Source organism: Priestia sp. ABM2_011, assembly GCF_056158845.1.
In genome coordinates this window covers 24,701-40,000 of sequence record NZ_JBSWUB010000001.1, presented here as the reverse complement: position 1 = coordinate 40,000, position 15,300 = coordinate 24,701, and the positions used below count along the sequence as shown (strand labels likewise).

At 38.8% G+C, this 15,300-nt stretch carries 17 protein-coding genes, 2 tRNA genes and 2 rRNA genes (1 of these 21 running past the window's edge); 15 read left to right on the top strand and 6 right to left on the bottom strand.

The window, feature by feature from the left end:
- From ACXAE4_RS00205 to tsaD, 8 genes are all read left to right on the top strand, one after another.
- Positions 1 to 1,413 (top strand): 23S ribosomal RNA (locus ACXAE4_RS00205) (it extends 1,523 nt beyond the left edge of the window).
- Between the two features lie 68 nt (positions 1,414 to 1,481).
- Positions 1,482 to 1,597, top strand: a 5S ribosomal RNA gene (gene rrf / locus ACXAE4_RS00200).
- Between the two features lie 24 nt (positions 1,598 to 1,621).
- A tRNA-Met gene (locus ACXAE4_RS00195) sits at positions 1,622 to 1,698 on the top strand.
- A gap of 4 nt (positions 1,699 to 1,702) precedes the next feature.
- A tRNA-Asp gene (locus ACXAE4_RS00190) sits at positions 1,703 to 1,778 on the top strand.
- 220 nt (positions 1,779 to 1,998) lie between these two features.
- Entirely contained in the window at positions 1,999 to 2,469 is a 471-nt protein-coding gene (tsaE, locus tag ACXAE4_RS00185) for a tRNA (adenosine(37)-N6)-threonylcarbamoyltransferase complex ATPase subunit type 1 TsaE (protein ID WP_013081426.1), read from the top strand.
- Entirely contained in the window at positions 2,466 to 3,164 is a 699-nt protein-coding gene (gene tsaB, locus ACXAE4_RS00180) for a tRNA (adenosine(37)-N6)-threonylcarbamoyltransferase complex dimerization subunit type 1 TsaB (protein WP_289578650.1), read from the top strand. The genes tsaE and tsaB overlap by 4 nt, the downstream gene beginning before the upstream one ends.
- Positions 3,165 to 3,177: 13 nt before the next feature.
- Entirely contained in the window at positions 3,178 to 3,627 is a 450-nt protein-coding gene (rimI, locus tag ACXAE4_RS00175) for a ribosomal protein S18-alanine N-acetyltransferase (RefSeq protein WP_028412696.1), read from the top strand.
- Positions 3,624 to 4,640 (top strand): tRNA (adenosine(37)-N6)-threonylcarbamoyltransferase complex transferase subunit TsaD, encoded by a 1,017-nt coding sequence (tsaD, locus tag ACXAE4_RS00170; RefSeq protein WP_080754517.1) that lies wholly within the window; start codon positions 3,624 to 3,626, stop codon positions 4,638 to 4,640. The genes rimI and tsaD overlap by 4 nt, the downstream gene beginning before the upstream one ends.
- A gap of 255 nt (positions 4,641 to 4,895) precedes the next feature.
- On the opposite strand, the gene ACXAE4_RS00165 is transcribed toward tsaD, so the two are convergent.
- Positions 4,896 to 6,830, bottom strand: a complete 1,935-nt coding sequence (locus ACXAE4_RS00165; protein ID WP_289578651.1) for an ABC-F family ATP-binding cassette domain-containing protein — start codon at positions 6,828 to 6,830, stop codon at positions 4,896 to 4,898.
- Between the two features lie 459 nt (positions 6,831 to 7,289).
- Here ACXAE4_RS00165 and ACXAE4_RS00160 point away from each other — a divergent pair, with 459 nt between their 5' ends.
- Genes ACXAE4_RS00160 through tatC form a run of 3 tightly spaced genes read left to right on the top strand, consistent with a single transcriptional unit; the run spans position 7,290 to position 8,938 of the window.
- Positions 7,290 to 7,928, top strand: a complete 639-nt coding sequence (locus tag ACXAE4_RS00160; protein WP_028410376.1) for a redox-sensing transcriptional repressor Rex — start codon at positions 7,290 to 7,292, stop codon at positions 7,926 to 7,928.
- Positions 7,929 to 7,981: 53 nt separating this feature from the next.
- Positions 7,982 to 8,167, top strand: a complete 186-nt coding sequence (gene tatA, locus ACXAE4_RS00155) for a twin-arginine translocase TatA/TatE family subunit (RefSeq protein WP_013055022.1) — start codon at positions 7,982 to 7,984, stop codon at positions 8,165 to 8,167.
- Between the two features lie 15 nt (positions 8,168 to 8,182).
- Positions 8,183 to 8,938 (top strand): twin-arginine translocase subunit TatC, encoded by a 756-nt coding sequence (gene tatC, locus ACXAE4_RS00150; protein WP_013055023.1) that lies wholly within the window; start codon positions 8,183 to 8,185, stop codon positions 8,936 to 8,938.
- Between the two features lie 25 nt (positions 8,939 to 8,963).
- Here the strand turns inward: tatC and ACXAE4_RS00145 are convergent, their stop codons facing one another.
- Both ACXAE4_RS00145 and ACXAE4_RS00140 read right to left on the bottom strand, forming a co-directional pair.
- The gene (locus ACXAE4_RS00145; protein ID WP_013055024.1) at positions 8,964 to 9,191 is read right to left on the bottom strand and encodes a YdiK family protein; all 228 of its coding nucleotides are present in this window, start codon (positions 9,189 to 9,191) and stop codon (positions 8,964 to 8,966) included.
- A complete protein-coding gene (locus tag ACXAE4_RS00140; RefSeq protein WP_028412699.1) occupies positions 9,188 to 9,916 on the bottom strand; it encodes a CPBP family intramembrane glutamic endopeptidase in 729 nt (242 codons plus the stop codon). The genes ACXAE4_RS00145 and ACXAE4_RS00140 overlap by 4 nt, the downstream gene beginning before the upstream one ends.
- A gap of 299 nt (positions 9,917 to 10,215) precedes the next feature.
- On the opposite strand from ACXAE4_RS00140, the gene groES reads away from it, so the two are divergent.
- Both groES and groL read left to right on the top strand, forming a co-directional pair.
- Positions 10,216 to 10,500, top strand: a complete 285-nt coding sequence (gene groES, locus ACXAE4_RS00135; RefSeq protein WP_013055026.1) for a co-chaperone GroES — start codon at positions 10,216 to 10,218, stop codon at positions 10,498 to 10,500.
- 67 nt (positions 10,501 to 10,567) lie between these two features.
- On the top strand, positions 10,568 to 12,199 hold the full coding sequence (groL, locus tag ACXAE4_RS00130; protein ID WP_028412700.1) for a chaperonin GroEL: 1,632 nt from the start codon (positions 10,568 to 10,570) through the stop codon (positions 12,197 to 12,199).
- A 114-nt stretch (positions 12,200 to 12,313) separates the two neighbouring features.
- Here groL and ACXAE4_RS00125 read toward each other — a convergent pair whose 3' ends face one another.
- Genes ACXAE4_RS00125 through ACXAE4_RS00115 form a run of 3 tightly spaced genes read right to left on the bottom strand, consistent with a single transcriptional unit; the run spans position 12,314 to position 14,553 of the window.
- The gene (locus tag ACXAE4_RS00125; protein ID WP_475235197.1) at positions 12,314 to 12,673 is read right to left on the bottom strand and encodes a tyrosine-type recombinase/integrase; all 360 of its coding nucleotides are present in this window, start codon (positions 12,671 to 12,673) and stop codon (positions 12,314 to 12,316) included.
- Positions 12,657 to 13,478 (bottom strand): site-specific integrase, encoded by an 822-nt coding sequence (locus ACXAE4_RS00120; protein WP_475235195.1) that lies wholly within the window; start codon positions 13,476 to 13,478, stop codon positions 12,657 to 12,659. Before ACXAE4_RS00120 ends, ACXAE4_RS00125 begins: the two co-directional genes overlap by 17 nt.
- A gap of 1 nt (position 13,479) precedes the next feature.
- The gene (locus tag ACXAE4_RS00115) at positions 13,480 to 14,553 is read right to left on the bottom strand and encodes a hypothetical protein (RefSeq protein WP_475235193.1); all 1,074 of its coding nucleotides are present in this window, start codon (positions 14,551 to 14,553) and stop codon (positions 13,480 to 13,482) included.
- Between the two features lie 242 nt (positions 14,554 to 14,795).
- Here ACXAE4_RS00115 and ACXAE4_RS00110 point away from each other — a divergent pair, with 242 nt between their 5' ends.
- On the top strand, positions 14,796 to 14,987 hold the full coding sequence (locus ACXAE4_RS00110; protein ID WP_335396490.1) for a hypothetical protein: 192 nt from the start codon (positions 14,796 to 14,798) through the stop codon (positions 14,985 to 14,987).
- A 6-nt stretch (positions 14,988 to 14,993) separates the two neighbouring features.
- A complete protein-coding gene (locus ACXAE4_RS00105; protein WP_475235189.1) occupies positions 14,994 to 15,299 on the top strand; it encodes a helix-turn-helix domain-containing protein in 306 nt (101 codons plus the stop codon).
- The last annotated feature ends 1 nt before the right edge of the window (position 15,300 follow it).

The following is a 15,300-nucleotide window of genomic DNA, read 5'->3' as shown; positions in this document are numbered from 1 at the left end:
AGTTAGGCTGATGAGTAGGCAAATCCGCTCATCATAAAGGCTGAGCTGTGATGACGAGGGAATTATAGTACCGAAGTTCCTGATTCCACACTGCCAAGAAAAGCCTCTAGCGAGGCGGGAGGTGCCCGTACCGCAAACCGACACAGGTAGGCGAGGAGAGAATCCTAAGGTGATCGAGAGAACTCTCGTTAAGGAACTCGGCAAAATGACCCCGTAACTTCGGGAGAAGGGGTGCTCTGGTAGGGTGTATAGCCCGAGAGAGCCGCAGTGAATAGGCCCAGGCGACTGTTTAGCAAAAACACAGGTCTCTGCGAAGCCGCAAGGCGAAGTATAGGGGCTGACGCCTGCCCGGTGCTGGAAGGTTAAGAGGAGGGGTTATCCTTTGGGAGAAGCTCTGAATCGAAGCCCCAGTAAACGGCGGCCGTAACTATAACGGTCCTAAGGTAGCGAAATTCCTTGTCGGGTAAGTTCCGACCCGCACGAAAGGCGTAACGATCTGGGCACTGTCTCAACGAGAGACTCGGTGAAATTATAGTACCTGTGAAGATGCAGGTTACCCGCGACAGGACGGAAAGACCCCGTGGAGCTTTACTGTAGCCTGATATTGAATTTTGGTACAGCTTGTACAGGATAGGTAGGAGCCTGAGAAGCCGGAGCGCTAGCTTCGGTGGAGGCGTCGGTGGGATACTACCCTGGCTGTATTGAAATTCTAACCCGCGGCCCTGATCGGGCCGGGAGACAGTGTCAGGTGGGCAGTTTGACTGGGGCGGTCGCCTCCTAAAATGTAACGGAGGCGCCCAAAGGTTCCCTCAGAATGGTTGGAAATCATTCGTAGAGTGTAAAGGCACAAGGGAGCTTGACTGCGAGACCTACAAGTCGAGCAGGGACGAAAGTCGGGCTTAGTGATCCGGTGGTTCCGCATGGAAGGGCCATCGCTCAACGGATAAAAGCTACCCCGGGGATAACAGGCTTATCTCCCCCAAGAGTCCACATCGACGGGGAGGTTTGGCACCTCGATGTCGGCTCATCGCATCCTGGGGCTGTAGTCGGTCCCAAGGGTTGGGCTGTTCGCCCATTAAAGCGGTACGCGAGCTGGGTTCAGAACGTCGTGAGACAGTTCGGTCCCTATCCGTCGTGGGCGTAGGAAATTTGAGAGGAGCTGTCCTTAGTACGAGAGGACCGGGATGGACACACCGCTGGTGTACCAGTTGTCTTGCCAAAGGCATCGCTGGGTAGCTATGTGTGGACGGGATAAGTGCTGAAAGCATCTAAGCATGAAGCCCCCCTCAAGATGAGATTTCCCATAGCGTAAGCTAGTAAGATCCCTGAAAGATGATCAGGTTGATAGGTCAGAGGTGGAAGCGTGGCGACATGTGTAGCTGACTGATACTAATCGATCGAGGACTTAACCAAACTTTAAAAGCGTAAGCTTTACTCAGCAATCTGTTACCTAGTTTTGAGAGAATAATCTCATATAAATGTCTAGTGATAATGGCAAAGAGGTCACACCCGTTCCCATACCGAACACGGAAGTTAAGCTCTTTAGCGCCGATGGTAGTTGGGACTTTGTCCCTGTGAGAGTAGGACATCGCTAGGCATTTTTATTTTGCTTTTTTATCATCGCGGGGTGGAGCAGTTCGGTAGCTCGTCGGGCTCATAACCCGAAGGTCGCAGGTTCAAATCCTGTCCCCGCAACCAACATGGTCCCGTGGTGTAGCGGTTAACATGCCTGCCTGTCACGCAGGAGATCGCGGGTTCGATTCCCGTCGGGACCGCCATGTTTTAGAAACGAAACAATGTGTTTCGTCTTTTTTATTGTTTGAACCATTTTTATATAAAACTTTACCGTCCTTAGGAGCAATCCTAAGGAATTTTTTATATACAAAGAAATTTCTTTGTAGAATTGCGATGTTAAAGATTGTTGGATTTCTTACTGGATATGTATAGTCCACAACGTTTACAATATATATATACAGATTGAAATGAGGTTCTGAATGAATGACAGAGATTAATGAATTTACGTTTATGTCTACGTCTCCTGATGAAACTAATCAGCTGGCTGCTCGTCTAGCAACTTTATTAGAAGCTGGTGACGTGCTGCTGCTTGAAGGCGATTTGGGAGCTGGAAAGACAACATTCACAAAAAGTTTAGCTAAAGGCTTAGGAATTGAACGCAATGTGAATAGCCCGACATTTACTATCATTAAAGAATACAAAAGCGGTCGCCTTCCTCTTTACCATATGGATGTGTACCGTCTAGGGGATGAATTTGAAGACCTAGGGTTCGATGAGTATTTTGAAGGAGATGGCGTGACGGTCGTGGAGTGGGCTCACCTGATTGAAGAGCAGCTTCCTAATGAATATATTCAAATCAATATTTACCATGAAAACGAAACGACTCGTAAAATCCTTGTAAAAGCGATAGGCAGTCGGTACGTTGAAATATGTAAGGAGCTTTTTAAAAGATGAAAATGTTAGCCATTGATACATCCAATTTTGTCATGGGTGTTGCTGTCGTTGAAGAAAACAAAGTAATTGGAGAAATTATTACGAATCTAAAAAAGAATCACTCTGTTCGTGTGATGAACGCTGTGGAATCTTTGTTAAAAGATTGTGATATTGCGCCAAGCGAGCTAGACCGTATTGCAGTGGCACACGGTCCCGGGTCCTATACCGGTGTACGCATTGGTGTTACCATTGCCAAGACACTTGCTTGGACTTTAAATATTCCTTTAATAGGTGTATCTAGCCTTGAGGCACTAGCAGCAAACGGTCGTTATTTTGATGGATATATTGCTCCGTTATTTGATGCGCGCCGTCAGCAGCTTTATACAGGACTATATGAATGGAATAACGAACGAGGTCTTGTAGAAGTTGAAAGTGATCGACTTGTTATTAATAAGGACTGGGCGGAACATTTAAAGTCATACAACAAACCTATTTTATTCATAGGCAATGATCTTTCCATGCATGAAGAGGCGTTAAAAGAAGTGTTGAGTGAACAAGCTGTATTTGCCCATGTTCAGCAGTTTAACCCAAGACCAAGTGAATTGGCTTTCTTAGGAATGAAGAAAGAGCCGCAGTCTGTGCATACTTTTGTTCCGAACTACATTCGTTTAGCTGAAGCAGAAGCCAACTGGCTTGCTTCACAGCAAAAAGGATAAAAGAAGGTATAACATGAAACTAACAATTAAGTTTCGTTTAATGGAAGTTAAAGATATTGATCAAGTAGTGAAAATCGAAGAGAAGTCTTTTACGACACCTTGGAGTGCAGAAGCATTTCAAAATGAGTTAACCAATAATCAATTTTCAACTTACATTGTGATGGAAGAAGGGGAAAATATTATTGGTTATTGCGGAACGTGGATTGTTATTGACGAAGCACATGTAACCAACATTGCGCTATTGCCAGACTACCGAGGCAAGGGACTCGGTGAATTGCTGCTGCGCAACGTGATGGACGTTCTTCGAAAACTAGGTGCTACGTCAATGACATTAGAAGTTAGGGTATCTAATCATATTGCACAATCATTGTATCAAAAGCTAGGTTTTAAACCTGGAGGTATTCGTAAGAATTATTATTCTGATAACAATGAGGATGCATTAGTTATGTGGGTGAATTTATGAATGAAAATCAATTAATTTTAGCATTAGAAACAAGCTGTGATGAGACAGCAGCAGCTGTGATTCGAAACGGTCATGAAATTGTAGCCAATGTGGTGGCCTCTCAAATAGAAAGCCATAAACGATTTGGCGGTGTCGTACCGGAAATTGCATCTCGTCATCATGTAGAACAAATTACAGTAGTAGTTGAAGAAACTTTAAATCAAGCGAACTTGACGTTTGCAGATATAGATGCAATAGCTGTAACGGAAGGACCAGGGCTTGTGGGAGCACTTCTTATTGGCGTAAATGCAGCCAAAGCGCTAGCATTTGCACATCAAAAGCCATTAATTGGTGTTCATCATATTGCAGGACATATTTACGCAAATCAGCTAATCAAAAAACTAGAATTCCCGCTCTTATCGCTAGTTGTATCTGGCGGGCATACGGAGCTTGTATACATGGAAAGTCACGGTCATTTTAAAGTGATCGGTGAAACAAGAGATGATGCAGCAGGAGAAGCCTACGATAAAGTAGCCCGCACGTTAAACCTTCCATATCCAGGCGGACCTCATATTGACCGCCTTGCACATGAAGGAGAGCCATTAATTGATTTGCCGCGTGCTTGGCTAGAAGAAGGATCCTATGATTTTAGTTTCAGTGGATTAAAATCAGCAGTTATTAACACTGTCCACAATGCGAAGCAAAAAGGTGAAGAGATTCTTCCACAAACACTTGCTGCTAGCTTTCAAGCGAGTGTCATTGATGTGTTAGTAACTAAAACGATTAAAGCTGCAAAGGAATATAACGTTAAGCAAGTTTTATTAGCAGGAGGAGTTGCTGCTAATAAAGGGCTTAGAGCAGCGCTAGAAGAGGCATTTGAACCCCTATCAAATATTGAGCTTATTATCCCGCCGCTATCTCTATGTACGGATAATGCCGCAATGATTGGAGCAGCAGCAAGCGTACGATTTGCTCAAGGAAAACGTTCAGATATGTCATTAAATGCAAACCCCGGTTTGGACTTGGAAGAGTAAGTGACGAATGAGATTTATTTCTCATTCGTCTTTTTTTGTGGATAAAAATGATTTATCAACAATATTCAATAAATTTAGAATTGACTGTGGATAATTATGTGGAAAAGTCCGTGCACTCAGTACACGGACCTGTTATCAACAAGTTTTAATTATGAAAATCAGACAGATATCCACTATTTATTCACAGAGTGGATAAAGCTTGCTATTAAGCGCATGAACAAGTAAATAGGATGAATAGATACGCAAAAATATAGGCTACTCTTCTAGAAGCAGCTGTAATTCTTCCCACTCTTCCATTAATGTGGATAACTGTGAAGAAATTTTTTCATTTTCACCGTTTAATCTTGATACTTCTTCGTGATTTTGATAAATTTCAGGGTAACAAAGAAGTTCTTCATTCGCCGCTTGGGCGGCTTCTAATTTGTTTACTTCAGTTTCAATTTCTTCAATGCGGCGCGTTCGCTGTCTCATCAATTTCTTTTGTTCTTTATCTTGTTTATAGGACTGTTTATCTACTTTTACCGTACGTTCTTCGTTTGCTTTTATATTTTCTAATTCTTTGATTTCCTCTATTTCTGCTTTCTTTTCTACATAATAGTCATAATCTCCAAGAAATTCTTCTACTCCTTCAGGAGATAGCTCTGCTATTTTATTGGCAATACGATTAATAAAATAACGGTCATGTGAAACAAATAATAGAGTCCCTGGGTAATCAATTAACGCATTCTCGAGTACTTGTTTGCTATCTAAATCAAGATGGTTAGTAGGTTCATCCAAAATTAAGAAGTTAGCTTTTTGAAGCATAAGCTTCGCAAGAGCTAAACGTGCTTTTTCACCACCGCTGAGCGTGGAAACGATTTTCAGTACATCATCACCTGAAAACAGAAAATTTCCAAGCGCTGTACGGATTTCTTTTTCAGGTTTGGCTGGGTAGTCATCCCAAAGTTCATTTAAAACGGTTTTATTAGACGTTAAATTGGCTTGCTCTTGGTCGTAATAACCAACCATTACATTTGAGCCAAAGGAAATGGTTCCAGTCTTGAAGCTGAGTTTATCCACAATGCCTTTTAATAAAGTTGATTTCCCCACGCCATTAGGACCAACCAACGCAAGGCTTTCCCCTTTTTTAATGCGAAGGTTTGCCTCTTGGACGACATAGTTGTTTTCATCATATCCGATAGACACATCTTCCAGATTTAAGACTTCATTTCCGCTTTGACGTTCAATTTCAAACGAAAAACTAGCTGATTTTTCGCCTTCGTTAGGTCGATTTATTAACTCCATTCGATCGAGCTGTTTACGTCTGCTTTGCGCACGTTTTGTAGTCGATGCGCGGGCGATGTTTCGCTGAATAAAATCATTCAGCTTTGCGACTTCATCTTGCTGCTTTTCGTACTGACGCAACTCTTTTTCATATCGCTCTGCTTTTTGTACAAGGTATTTAGAGTAGTTGCCCGTGTACTTCACCGTTGTTTTTTGTACGACTTCATACACTTGATTTACGACTTTATCAAGGAAGTAACGATCATGTGAAACGATTAAAATAGCTCCTTCATACCCTTGCAGAAACTGTTCCAGCCATGCTAAAGTTTCAATATCTAAGTGGTTGGTAGGCTCATCCAGAATAAGCAAATCAGGCTTTGTTAAAAGCAGTTTTGCAAGAGCTAGGCGCGTTTTTTGTCCACCGCTTAAGGAGGAAATAGGGGTGCTGTAGTCAAAGTTTGAAAAACGGAAACCGTGAAGAATAGATCGTGTATCCGCTTCATATTGATAGCCGCCTAAATCTTTAAACGTTACTTGAAGCTGATCATACTCTTTGGTTAGTTTTTCGTATTGAACTGAATCATTAAAAATGTCTGGATCACCCATCTTCGTTTCAAGCGTACGTAATTCTTTTTCCATCTTCTTTAATGGAGCAAAGACAGTCATCATTTCTTCCCATATGGAGAGTGTTGACTCAAGAACTGTATCTTGTCCCATATAATCAATGGAAACACCCTTAGGTTTAATAATTTCTCCGCTGTCATAGGAAAGCTGCTCAGCAATAATTTTTAATAAAGTTGATTTACCAGCACCGTTTCGTCCCACTAGGGCAATGCGGTCTTTTGATTGTACTTCTAACTTTATATTCGATAAAATGGGTTCTGCCCCATAGTATTTTGTAATACCGTTCAATTGTAGAATAATCATTTTTTCACCTCTAGTAGTATATCCATAGTGTATTTTAACATATTTTTAACTACAAGTTCTTCCTACAAGCGTTTGTAATTTGTAGAGGGACAAGGACAAATGATGAAGCGAATGTTTTGATTCATGAAATAAAATGATTTTACCTGCACATTTTATACAGGATACTATGTTAAGATAAGAGATAAGTGCATCTCTGAACTTATCTATGATGGATGTAAAAAAATCCGTCATGACTAACAAACCGATCCTTTGAAGGGCTAATTGCTTCGTTCTACATACCGACTTTAAGGAGTGCTGAATAGACAAAAGCCGTCGAGGTGTGAAGCGGAGTATATATAAAACAAGAGAAAAGAGAGAGAATTGGAAGCGCTACCTCAAAGCGGTTGATGCTTTGTGAAAGGTAATGCAATATGACTTGAAAATGTTAGTAATGACATACATGAACTGAGGGGGTACAACGTGAACACTGAACAATTAAAAATACCACAAGCAACGGCTAAGCGATTGCCGCTTTATTATCGTTTTTTGAAAAATTTGCATGCTTCGGGTAAACAGCGTGTGTCGTCAGCGGAGTTAAGTGAGGCAGTGAAAGTGGATTCTGCTACTATTCGTCGGGACTTTTCTTACTTTGGTGCATTAGGAAAAAAGGGATACGGCTACAATGTGAATTATTTACTTACATTTTTCCGTAAAACGTTAGACCAAGATGAAGTAACGAAAGTAGCACTGATTGGCGTAGGGAATCTAGGAACGGCCTTTTTAAATTATAATTTTATTAAAAATAATAACACCAAAATTGAGTGCGCTTTTGATGTGATAGAAGATAAAGTAGGTACGAAAGTAGGCGACGTGCCGGTTTATCATCTTGACCAATTGGAAGATTATATGAGTGATGACATCTCAGTAGCGATTTTAACCGTTCCTGCCACTGTTGCTCAGCAAATTACTGATCGTTTAGTGAGTTGCGGAATTAAAGGAATTTTAAACTTTACTCCTGCACGCTTGAACGTACCGGATGAGATTCGACTCCATCATATTGATCTTGCTGTAGAATTACAGTCGCTTGTCTACTTTTTGAAAAATTATCCTGTTGAATAAGGCGGACTGTGTTACGATTTCCTTAAGTCTAAATTAATAAGGAGAGTGGGAATATGGGGATTGGAGCAGGCAGTTGGATTATTATTGCGATTGTAGCACTGCTTATTTTTGGACCGAAACGGTTACCGGAGCTAGGAAGATCAGTGGGCCAAACGCTTAGAGAGTTTAAGCATGCCGCTAGCGGTGCATCAGAAGATCGTGAAAAAGATAAACAGCGTCAAGTAGATGACAAAGAGTAAAAGGGTGATCATAGTATGACCGAACAAGAAATGTCAATATATGATCATATAGGAGAGCTGCGAAAACGCATTTTAATTGTTTTATTTTTCTTTGTGATTGCCACAATTGGCGGCTTTTTTATAGCGGATAAGGTCATTGTCTATTTACAGCATGCTGATGAGGCAAAAAATTTAACGATGAATGCATTTAGGCTAACAGATCCAGTTAAGATTTATATGCAATTTGCTGTTATTATCGGCTGTGTACTTGCAGCTCCTGTTGCACTGTATCAACTCTGGGCATTTATTAGTCCTGGTTTATATGAAAAAGAGCGGAAGGTAACGCTTGGATATATTCCTGTTTCCATTTTTCTCTTTATCGGCGGTGTCTCTTTTTCTTATTTTGTGTTGTTTCCATTTGTCGTCGATTTTATGACGCGCGTTTCTGATGAGCTGAATGTAAACCAAGTAATTGGCATTAATGAATACTTTTCTTTTTTAATGCAGCTCACACTGCCTTTTGGCCTGTTGTTTCAGCTTCCTGTCGTCGTAATGTTTTTGACGAGATTAGGAATTATAACGCCTATGTTTTTATCTCAAATTCGAAAATATGCCTATTTCGTACTGCTAGTTATTGCCGCACTTATTACACCACCGGAATTGCTCTCGCACATGATGGTGACAGTGCCGCTCTTAATTTTGTATGAAATCAGTATCATTATTTCCCGCATTTCGTATCGCAAAGTGTTAAAGGCAAGAGCAGAGCAAGAAAGAGAAGATGTTAGTATGTAAAAAAACCACTGAAACAGTGGTTTTTTTATTTAGATGAATCATCTTGATTTTTATATTGCTGCTGCAATTTTTTAATTTTGTAGTGCAAGATAAAGATGCGAACCGCAAACCTGAAATCGAATGCGGCTACGAGTGCAAATAAGATTGTGGGGAAATTCCAAACGGTTTCCTGAGCATTTTGAATTGCCAAGTAGGTGAATAAAATCCCCATAATAATATAAATAAACCCTCGTGTTAAAGGGATATTCTTCATAAAAACATGCCTCCAAAAATAAACTGCATTTGTTCTGCTTGTTTTTGCATTTCTATAATTTTATCTGCAAAAATAGTTTGAGATAAAATAACGATTGTATTCATCAAAACATGAGCAATAATAGGTACAACAATTAGTCTCGTCCTTGCATAAAGGAATGCAAATACAAATCCCATAGCTGTATACACAAGTAAATGTTTAAAATCCCAGTGTACCGCAGCGAAAATAAGGGAACTAATAAATGCAGAGATAAAGAAATTGTATCGTTTGTGAAGAGAACCAAAAATAATCTTTCGGAAAATAATCTCTTCTAGTATTGGTCCAATAACAGACGTAACGACAATAAGGAACGGCGTTGCTTTAACAAGATTAACAATATTTTGTGTGTTTTCAGATACTTGGGTAATGCCAAGAGCGTGCTCAATCATACCTGCTACAGCTTGACCAGCCATAGCGAGAAACACCCCAAGGACTGACCAGACAACAGCAATCGTTTTTCCAGCATGTTCTATACGCATGGACATGTCACGGCGCAGCAGCAGTAAGACAATAAGTAAACCAAGGATAAAGCTAATGATAGTCCAATAAGTCAAAAGCATGACATTCGCTGTTCGAACTGGATAGTCATCAAACATTCCTGTTAATTTTAACAGCGGTATACCAACAACTCCTGAAAACTGCATAAGGATGTAGGTGAGGATAACATACCAATAACGTTTTTCCAATCTTCTATACTCCTTTAAAAGGTTTTTATGTATATATGTCGAAGAAGTACTGTAAAGTTAGTAATTTCTTCTTGCTCGTATTGTAACATACATATTATTGAACAGAGAAAAGAATGCTTTATTTCTCAAAATCGTCGAAACCTAAGACTATTATATGTAGTTGTCGTAAATTTTAAATTTTTTTTGTTTAATACTTGCAAAAAAAACCCACTTTGTTTTAATATAATAATTGTGTTAGCACTCGTTGAGGTTGAGTGCTAATAAAAATGCAAACATATTATTTGAGGAGGTTGTTTCACTTGTTAAAGCCATTAGGTGATCGCGTAGTGATTGAACTTGTAAAATCTGAGGAAAAAACAGCAAGCGGTATCGTGTTACCGGACAGTGCAAAAGAAAAGCCACAAGAGGGTAAAATTGTTGCTGTTGGTACAGGCCGAGTATTAGAAAGCGGTGAGCGTGTAGCTTTGGAAGTAGCTGCGGGCGATCGTATCATCTTCTCAAAATATGCGGGTACTGAAGTGAAATACGAAGGTACTGAATACTTAATTTTACGCGAAAGCGATATTTTAGCTGTAATCGGCTAATTTTAACCACAAACTTATCATACGTAAAAAATAGATTATTAAGAACATCTTGAGGAGGTCAAAGAACATGGCAAAAGACATTAAATTTAGCGAAGAAGCACGTCGCGCAATGCTACGTGGTGTAGATACATTAGCAAATGCTGTAAAAGTAACGCTTGGACCAAAAGGTCGTAACGTTGTATTAGAAAAGAAATTCGGTTCACCGCTTATTACAAATGACGGTGTAACAATTGCAAAAGAAATCGAATTAGAAGACGCATTTGAAAATATGGGTGCTAAATTAGTAGCCGAAGTTGCTAGCAAAACAAACGATGTTGCTGGTGACGGTACAACTACTGCAACAGTTTTAGCGCAAGCAATGATCAGAGAAGGTCTTAAAAACGTAACGGCTGGTGCTAACCCAATGGGTATCCGTAAAGGTATGGAAAAAGCAGTAGCTGTAGCGGTTGAAGAACTAAAAGCAATCTCTAAACCAATTCAAGGTAAAGATTCAATTGCTCAAGTAGCGGCTATCTCAGCAGCTGACGAAGAAGTAGGTCAATTAATTGCTGAAGCAATGGAGCGCGTTGGTAACGACGGTGTTATCACACTTGAAGAATCAAAAGGTTTCACAACTGAATTAGAAGTGGTAGAAGGTATGCAGTTTGACCGTGGATATGCATCTCCTTACATGGTAACTGATTCAGATAAAATGGAAGCTGTATTAGATGATCCATACATCTTAATCACAGACAAAAAAATCGGTAACATTCAAGAAATCTTACCGGTATTAGAGCAAGTTGTTCAACAAGGCAAGCCTCTATTAATCATCGCTGAAGACGTAGAAGGCGAAGCTTTAGCAACATTAGTTGTGAACAAACTTCGTGGTACATTTACAGCCGTAGCTGTTAAAGCTCCTGGTTTTGGTGATCGTCGTAAAGCAATGCTACAAGACGTTGCGATCTTAACAGGCGGAGAAGTAATCACTGAAGAGCTTGGTCTTGACCTAAAAACAGCAGGCATCGATCAATTAGGTCGCGCTTCTAAAATTGTTGTAACAAAAGAAAATACAACAGTTGTAAACGGTGCAGGAAACGCAGAAGATATCCTAGCACGCGTAAACCAAATCAAAGCTCAGCTTGAAGAAACAACTTCAGAGTTTGACCGTGAAAAATTACAAGAGCGCTTAGCAAAACTTGCTGGTGGCGTAGCTGTAATTAAAGTTGGTGCGGCAACTGAAACTGAGTTAAAAGAACGTAAATTACGTATTGAAGATGCATTAAACTCTACGCGTGCTGCGGTGGAAGAAGGTATCGTAGCTGGTGGTGGTACTGCATTAGTAAATATCTATAATAAAGTAGCAAGCATCGAAGCTGACGGTGACACTGCTACAGGTATCAACATCGTATTACGTGCGATTGAAGAGCCTGTACGTCAAATCGCTCACAACGCTGGTTTAGAAGGATCAGTAATCGTTGAGCGTCTAAAAGGCGAAGCAGTTGGAACTGGATTCAACGCTGCAACTGGCGAGTGGGTAAACATGCTAGACACTGGTATCGTTGACCCAACAAAAGTAACGCGTTCAGCTCTTCAAAATGCTTCTTCTGTAGCGGCTATGTTCTTAACAACTGAAGCAGTTGTTGCTGACAAGCCAGAAGAAGGCGGAGCACCTGCAATGCCTGACATGGGCGGCATGGGTGGAATGGGCGGCATGATGTAATAAACATCATGGAGCCTAGATAATATATGGCTCACTAAGTGTATAAAAGATAAATGCTCATAAATTGCTCATAACAAGCAAAAATAATTATCTTTTTTCACAAAAGGCAATTCATTAGAGAAGGTCTTTCATCAATTCGCTGAATTGATGGGAGGCCTTTTCTTCCATATTAGCTGTCATGTGAGCATAAATATTCATTGTGGTGTTAATATCTGTATGTCCTAAACGTTGCTGAATCTCTTTTACACCTACACCCGCTTCGATTAAGAGAGAAGTATGAGTATGTCTAAAGGAATGCGGAGTAATATTTTTTTTAATGTCTGCTTTCTTTAATATCCGTTTTAATCTAGTTTCTACTACTTTTCTTAATTGTGGGTGTCCATCATTTCTTGCAAAAATAAATTGATTGTCTACATAAATTGAACCTTTCTCTAATTTTATTTCTTTTTGTTTAATGTCATGGTGCTTGAACATCTTGACTAGCTGGATCATCAATTCTAATTGTACGAATTGAACCTGTAGTCTTTGGTGGTAGCAACTTATATTCTTTTATATTGTTAGTTGGATTATAAAGAGTTTTAGTCACTCTTAACGTTTTTTTCTTCTGATCAAAATCAGGCCATTTAAGGGCTAATAATTCTCCGATACGCAATCCTGTATAAGCAAGAGTAGTAAATATTAAAGAATCCATATCAAGGCCATCTGAGGCTGTAAAACTTAAGAATTTTGCGACCTCTTCCTTTTCTAAAAATTTTATTACCTCTTTTTGATTTTCAATCTCTTCTATTTTCACTTGATATTTTGGCAATTGAACATGTTCTGTAGGGTTTAGTTTAATAAGCTCTAATGCAACTGCATGATTAAAAATCATACGGCCGCATGCATGGATACCAATTAAATAATTTCTACTATATTTTTGAGACAGTTCAACTATCCGTTTCTGGTACATATGTTTAGTAATCTTCTTTAATGGATGAGCTCCCCATGCAGATATAAAGTGTTTCATTTCCTTGCTACGGGCCCGTACACTGCTTATTTTTGCATTTTGGGCATACACCTTTATCCAGTCTTTCGTAAATGTTTCAAAAGTCATTTTAGTCTCTTTTATAAATATTCCGTTTTCAATCTCTGCTTCGACTTTTCGAGCGGCAGACACTGCTTCTTTTTTCGTAGCAAAACCGGATTTGGTTTTTTGCTTCTGTTTTCTTGGTAATGGATCTATACCAAGAGAGACTGTATAAGACCATTTTCCATTACTTCGTTTCTGTATATAAGCCACATTAAATTTCTCCTTTTAGTTTTTTTTCTTTTTTTAATCGATTATTGAAAGCCATTTCACAACTAGATCTTTTTCTGTTTGGCAGAGGGGGACAAAATCTTTGCCGCTTATGTGTAACCTCAAAAATATGGTCACAATTATCACAATAGCGTACTTCCACATCATTAGATAAAGCTTTAGCTATTTGAAAGTAAGCAAAATTAAAAAGATCGGAAAACCAGACCCCTGGGACAAATGAACCGTTTTGAAATTCCACGTACATACTAACGTTAAAAGCATCTAATTTTCCAAGCAAGAATGTCAGATGATTTTTAGCATAGTTAATTACAGCCTCATCATCGTCTATATTATCTATTGAAATCAGAGCGGATTCAGGAATCATTGAGCGGATTTTGGATAAATCTTTTGTCTGTATAACTTTAAACCATTCAAAATCTTGCTTGTAAATTGCAATTTTCTTATTGAGTACAGGCACAGAAACGAATGGGAAAAAAATACAGTCTCCGTTAAGGTATATGTCAAAACCCATATCCTCCATTAGGCCATAAGGCAGGCCGAAATGTTTTGAAAATCTTAACAAGGATTTGAAATCACAAACTTCTATTTTTGCCAGTTCCGTGTATAAAGAAGGCGCATCTTGGAGCTTATATGTTTTTGATAGATTGTTCATAACGTCAGGAGTAACTCCAAATATTGCAGATTCATTAAAAAGACTTTCTGATTTCATTTTCCAATAATCTTTATCCTCTTTTGATTGGTTACTTTCATCTTCATACAATTTATGTTTTTCCAAGGTTGTTAGCAGCTCATTTATCGATATATTTTTATATTCAGCCCACTTTTCTAAACTTGCTTTCGTTGATCGATAGAGTAAATCACTGTGAAAATTCTTTTCCAGAATAAATTGTTCTTTCAAGTGGCGCTTCCAAAAGTTACTATCCCATGGATCCGGTGTTGAAGAATAAGAATTAAAAGGATAATTATTAAGAGAATTTAAATCCTTAAAAATATGGTAATCTTCAAAAACTAATACTTCTTGTTCAAAATGCACGGTATTTAAAAAATTATTTTTCATGTAGTACCCCTTTCTTCTTTTAAGGTTATTTAGAATAAAATCACTTTTATAATTAGTTTTTTATTCGAATTTTACACTTATTCCCTCGGGTTAAGTGTATTAACGACATAAAAATAAAAAACAAAAGCTATTTTAAGTGTTGTAATTGTAGAATTTATATACTACAATTACTCATAGACTAACACAACTACGACATAAACAACAACAATATATTTAATTTTACGTGTTTAGGGAGTGTTCTTATGTTTAAGAAGCGTAATGAAAACATCGAGAAAGCAAAGGGAAGTATCCCTTATTGGGTAATTGCTGAGAAATTAGGAGTCCATGAAAATACAATTCAAAACTGGATGAAAAAAGAAATGGATGAAGAACGTCAAGGAAAAGTAATGTTTGCTATAGATGAAATTAAGAATCAAATTAAAAAAGAAGGGTGAGTAGTAATGGCCGAGACAAATATAATTGATTTTTCTTTAAACGAGGAAGGATTAAAGGAGTTGTATCAGAAGGAAGTTCAAAAATACCTACAAAAAATCGAAATGGAAACTATGCTTATGGATAGTAAGCAATTATGTAAGATGTTAAATCTTTCATGGCCAACTATTGAAAAGTTATTTCTTAATGACCCCAATTTTCCGAGTGTTCGAATAGGTAAAAAATGGATTTTTAATAGAAAGGAGGTTCAAACTTACATCGATTGGTGGTTCTCTGACATTAGGGAACAGGGTGGAGCGATAAGTATATATTGAA